Source organism: Pseudomonas sp. PS01299 (assembly GCF_029960145.1).
In the GTDB taxonomy this organism is placed as follows: domain Bacteria; phylum Pseudomonadota; class Gammaproteobacteria; order Pseudomonadales; family Pseudomonadaceae; genus Aquipseudomonas; species Aquipseudomonas putida_A.
Map to the genome: position 1 here is coordinate 1 of NZ_JASCPO010000343.1, position 4,509 is coordinate 4,509.

The window sequence follows — 4,509 nt, forward strand, 5'->3', positions numbered from 1 at the left end:
CAAGCTCGCTCCCACAGTGGTTTTGTGTATGACACCGATCCAGTGTGGGAGCGAGCTTGCTCGCGAAGGGGCCAGGCGGGCCAATGAAGAACTTTAATCTTCTTTTTTCATCAACCCGGCGAGGGCGGCAAACGGGTTATGCGTGGCCTTGGCGATTTTTGGCGTGCTCAGCGAGCCGTCGCCGAAATATTGCTGGTCGGTGTAGCGCGAGTGTTCGTTGTCGTGGCAGTACAGGCACAACAGCTCCCAGTTCGAGCCGTCCTGCGGGTTGTTGTCGTGGTTGTGGTCGCGGTGGTGCACGGTCAGTTCGCTCAGGCGCTTGCCGGAAAACTCACGGGCGCAGCGGCCGCAGACGTGCGGGTACATCTTCAGGGCCTTGTCACGGTAGCCCATTTCCTTGTCGCGCTGGTTGTCGGCAAGGATGCGATCGAGCTTCGACGTGTTGGTCGGGGTGGACGAACTCATGGGTTCACCTTTGTAAAAAGACTAATGACGGTTATGTGCAGAGTTTAGCTCAGCCCTTGAGCTTCTCGGCAATCCAGATCGTGTGGCGGGTGCCCTTGTTGCCGTGGGCGAAGACCTGGACTTCTTCGGCCTTGAACCCGGCCTTCTTCAATTTGTCGGAAAACTGCCGGTCAGCGCTGGCCGACCACACCGCCAGCACACCTTTGGGCCGCAGGGCCTTGGCGCAGGCGTTGAGGCCAGCGGCGGAGTACAGCCAGCTGTTGGCCTTCTGGGTCAGGCCTTCGGGGCCGTTGTCGACGTCGAGCATGATTGCGTCGAAGCCGTTCGGCTCGCTTTGCAGGACCCTGGCCACGTCGTCCTGACGGATCACTGTGCGCGGGTCGAGCAACGGTCGCCCGGATTTTTCACCGAGCGGCCCGCGATTCCACTCGACCACGCCGGGCACCAGTTCGGCGACCACCACCTCGGCACCCTTGCCCAGATGCTTGAGCGCCGAAGCGAGGGTGAAACCCATGCCCAGACCGCCAATCAATACTCGCGAATTCGGCCGGCCGGCGACCTTGCGGCAAGGGATCTCGGCCAGCGCATCTTCCGAACCGTGCATGCGCGTGTTCATCAATTGCCCGCCGTCGCCACCCTGGATCTTGATGACGAAATCCTCGCCATACTCGAACAGGCACAGGGCGCCACCGTTGTCAGGGATCGGCGTGGTGTCGAGCAGAACGAAACGTTTCATGGAAATCTCTACAAGGGGGAAGGCAAGCAGGCCCGTTGGGAGTAGCCTGAGCGCAGACTAAAGGCCAAACGGAGCCCTTGATGAAGCGCAGCATTCTAACGGTCATTGCCCTGGCCGCGCTCTCGATTACTGCAGTGCAGGCGCAGCAGACCATTCCGGTCAGCCCGACGCCGCAACCCGGCTCACCGGGAACCGCCACGCCGACCCCGTATCCGCAAATCACCCCGATCAGCGCACCGAAGGCCGGTGCCGGCAGTGGTAGCCCGCCGCTGGTGCCGATCGAAATGCCCAGCCCGCCGAGCAAGGATCAACCGGTGCCGGGCATCGAACCGAGCGGCACCAAGGTTAAATCCCCCGGTGGTTAAACCTGTTGCGCCGCCAGTTGGCCGTCGGCCATGCGCAGGCGTTTGGAGAGGGACACGGCGAGGGCGCGGATGATCTTGGCGGCGATCTTCGGCGCGTCGTTGAGCATCTTTTCCAGCGAGTCCTTGCCTAGGTTGAGCAGTTGGCAATTGCTCGCCGCGATGCAGGTCGCTGAACGGCGCTCACCATCCAGCACGGCCATTTCACCAAACGCCCGCCCGCTGCGCAGGGTGGCCATGGTGATGACCTGGCCGTCGGGGCCAGTCTTTTGCACCGCGACCTGGCCGGTGTGGAGGATGCACATGAAACTGCCGGCATCGCCCTCACGGAAGATCGCTTCGCCCTCGGCTACAGTGCTGATGCTGAAGTAGCCTGATGCCGCGGCGAAGTCCGCCAGTTGCAATTGATCGAACAGGCCACAGTCCATCAGCCAGTCGCGAATTTCGTTGTTCAGCAGGGTGGGTTCTGACATGTCATTGCGGTCTTTATTGTTTTCACGGTTTTCAGGCACTACACGAACCCTTGTAGGAGTGAGCCTGTGGTGAGGGGATTTATCCCCGATCGGCTGCGCAGCAGTCGCAAATCAGCCAATGCGGTCTGCCTGAAAGAATCGCATTGCAGATCTGGCGCGGCTTTGCCACCCATCGGGGATAAATCCCCTCACCACACAGGCTCGTTCCTACAGGGATCTGTGGTGTATCGGCTTCTTGGGTCTGGAATTAAGACCCAAGTGACCGACGGAGTTCCTCAGGCCAGGCCCAAAACCTTGAACACAAATGCATATTCGAGCGCTACGTCACGTAATCCCTGATAACGCCCGCTCATCCCGCCATGCCCGGCGCCGAGTTCGGTCTTGAGCAGCAGCAGGTTGTCGTCGGTCTTGGTCGCGCGCAGTTTCGCCACCCACTTGGCCGCTTCCCAGTACTGCACGCGGCTGTCGTTGTAGCCGGCGATCACCAGGGTTGCCGGGTAATCCTGCGCGGTGACATTTTCGTACGGCGCGTACGCCTTGATCCGCTCGTAGACCTCCGGCTCTTCAGGGTTGCCCCACTCGTCGTACTCGGTGACGGTCAGCGGCAAGTCCGGGTCGAGCATGGTGTTGAGCACGTCGACGAACGGCACTTCGGCAATCGCCACGCCGAACAGATCCGGACGTTGATTGAGCACCGCGCCAATCAACAAGCCGCCAGCGCTGCCGCCGCTGATCGCCAGTTTCTCGGCGGTGGTGATGCCGTTGAGGATCAGGAATTCGGCGCAGGCAATGAAGTCGCTGAAGGTATTGTGTTTGTGTTCCTGTTTGCCGGCGCGGTACCACGCTTCGCCCAACTCGCCGCCGCCACGTACGTGGGCGATGGCGAAAGCCATGCCGCGATCCAGCAGGCTCAGGCGTGCGTGGGAGAACCACGGATCGAGGCTGGAACCGTAGGCGCCATAACCGTACAGATACAGCGGCACCGGTTTGCCGACCATTTCGCGTTTCATTACCAGACTGATCGGCACCTGCGTACCGTCCGGCGCCGTGGCCCACAGGCGTTGGCTGACGTAGGCGTCGGCGTCGAACGGGCCGAGCACCGGGGTTTCTTTCAGCACGGTTTGCTCGCCGCTGGCCAGCAGCAATTGGCGCACCTGTGCCGGACGATTCAGCGCCTCGTAACGCAGACGGATGCAGTCGCTCTCGAACTCCAGGCTGTTCTGCACATAGAGGCTGTAAGCCGCGTCCGGCAATTGCACGCGATACGGCGTCAGGCCTTGCGGATGAACTTCGATGATCGGCAGACCGCCTTCGCGCAGGCTCAGGGTCATGGCCGCGGTGTTCAGCGTCACGCCGTCGAGCATCACCGTGTCGCTGTGCGGGATCAGGTTCTGCCAGTCGGCTTCGCTCGGTACCACACCGGTGTCCGGCGCCTGATACAGGGCGAAATTGATGCCGTCACGGTTGGTGCGGATGAACCAGGTCCACACGCCATCCAGCGCGCCGTGATCGACATCGTATTCGTGATCCTCGACCCGTGGCGCCAGGCAAGTGAAGGGCAGGTGCGGCTGATGCGCGTCCAGCGCCCAGACTTCGCTGGTGGTCTTGCTGCCCAGGGTCAGCAGCAATTGCTGCTCGGAACTGGAGCGGTAGCAATGCAGGAAGAAACGCCCGTCCGGCTCGTGGAACACCTCTTCGGCGGCGGTGCCGTCGAGGCGATAGCGAAACAGTTTGTGCGGGCGATGGGTGTCGTCGAGCACACCGAAGAACAGCGTCAGGCTGTCGTTGGCCCAGGTCATGCTGCCGTCGCAGTCCTGAAATTCCAGTTCACTGACCTTGTCATTGGCCAGCTCCTTGACGAACAGTGTGTAGATCTCGTCGCCCGAGGCGTCGACGCTGTAGGCCAGACGCTGGTGATCCGGGCTGATGCTGAACGCGCCGAGCGAGAAGAAGCCGCCGTTGGCCAAAACGTTCGGGTCGAGCAGCAGTTGCTCGCGGCTTTCGTCGAGGGTCAGGCTGTCATCGGCCGGACGCGGGCAACGGTAATGGCGGGCGTACTCGTCACCCGCCGTGGTGCGCGTGTAATACAGATACGGGCCCCAAGGCGAGGGCAGGGACAGGTCGGTTTCGAGGATCCGGCCCTTGATCTCCTCGAACAGGCTCTCGCGCAGGCCGACCTGATCGGCGGTCTGTGCTTCCTGATAGGCATTTTCGGCCTTGAGGTAGTCGAGCACCGCGTCGGTGTCGCGTTCCTGCAGCCAGGCATACGGGTCGGCACCGGCAGCCTTGCGGGCGATCGGGGCGCGGAGGACGTGGGCGGATTCGGGCATGGAAGGCTCTCGGACAATGTTCGGAATAAAGGTTTTCGCGGATCGTGAAACCGCCGCAGCACCTGTGGGAGCGGGCTTGCTCGCGAAGGCGTCCTGTCAGTAAAGACTTATTTGGCTGACACACTGCTTTCGCGAGCAAGCCC

General features: G+C 61.8%; 5 protein-coding genes. 1 reads left to right on the forward strand and 4 read right to left on the reverse strand.

What is annotated here, in order from left to right; genetic code table 11:
• Positions 1-93 precede the first annotated feature (93 nt).
• Together QMX91_RS29230 and QMX91_RS29235 are read right to left on the reverse strand one after the other, a co-directional pair.
• Positions 94-465, reverse strand: coding sequence for a YajD family HNH nuclease (locus QMX91_RS29230; protein ID WP_003222612.1), 372 nt, complete (start codon positions 463-465; stop codon positions 94-96).
• 49 nt (positions 466-514) lie between these two features.
• Positions 515-1,201 (reverse strand): hypothetical protein, encoded by a 687-nt coding sequence (locus QMX91_RS29235; RefSeq protein WP_098967690.1) that lies wholly within the window; start codon positions 1,199-1,201, stop codon positions 515-517.
• An 80-nt stretch (positions 1,202-1,281) separates the two neighbouring features.
• Here QMX91_RS29235 and QMX91_RS29240 point away from each other — a divergent pair, with 80 nt between their 5' ends.
• Complete coding sequence (locus QMX91_RS29240) at positions 1,282-1,566, forward strand: hypothetical protein (RefSeq protein ID WP_282413788.1); 285 nt, start codon at positions 1,282-1,284, stop codon at positions 1,564-1,566.
• On the opposite strand, the gene QMX91_RS29245 is transcribed toward QMX91_RS29240, so the two are convergent.
• Both QMX91_RS29245 and QMX91_RS29250 read right to left on the reverse strand, forming a co-directional pair.
• Positions 1,563-2,036: a cyclic nucleotide-binding domain-containing protein gene (locus QMX91_RS29245; RefSeq protein WP_007969596.1), complete on the reverse strand. Its 474-nt coding sequence runs from the start codon at positions 2,034-2,036 to the stop codon at positions 1,563-1,565. The genes QMX91_RS29240 and QMX91_RS29245 overlap by 4 nt on opposite strands.
• 275 nt (positions 2,037-2,311) lie before the next feature.
• Positions 2,312-4,366 carry a S9 family peptidase gene (locus tag QMX91_RS29250; RefSeq protein ID WP_282413789.1) on the reverse strand — a complete coding sequence of 685 codons (2,055 nt, stop codon included), beginning with the start codon at positions 4,364-4,366 and terminating at the stop codon, positions 2,312-2,314.
• Between the last annotated feature and the right edge of the window lie 143 nt (positions 4,367-4,509).

Bases quoted from the DNA above. Each gene is read 5' to 3' on its own strand.
- QMX91_RS29235 (WP_098967690.1), bottom strand. From the start codon at position 1,201: ATGAAACGTTTCGTTCTGCTCGACACCACGCCGATCCCTGACAACGGT.
- QMX91_RS29230 (WP_003222612.1), bottom strand. From the start codon at position 465: ATGAGTTCGTCCACCCCGACCAACACGTCGAAGCTCGATCGCATCCTT.
- QMX91_RS29240 (WP_282413788.1), top strand. From the start codon at position 1,282: ATGAAGCGCAGCATTCTAACGGTCATTGCCCTGGCCGCGCTCTCGATT.
- QMX91_RS29245 (WP_007969596.1), bottom strand. From the start codon at position 2,036: ATGTCAGAACCCACCCTGCTGAACAACGAAATTCGCGACTGGCTGATG.
- QMX91_RS29250 (WP_282413789.1), bottom strand. From the start codon at position 4,366: ATGCCCGAATCCGCCCACGTCCTCCGCGCCCCGATCGCCCGCAAGGCT.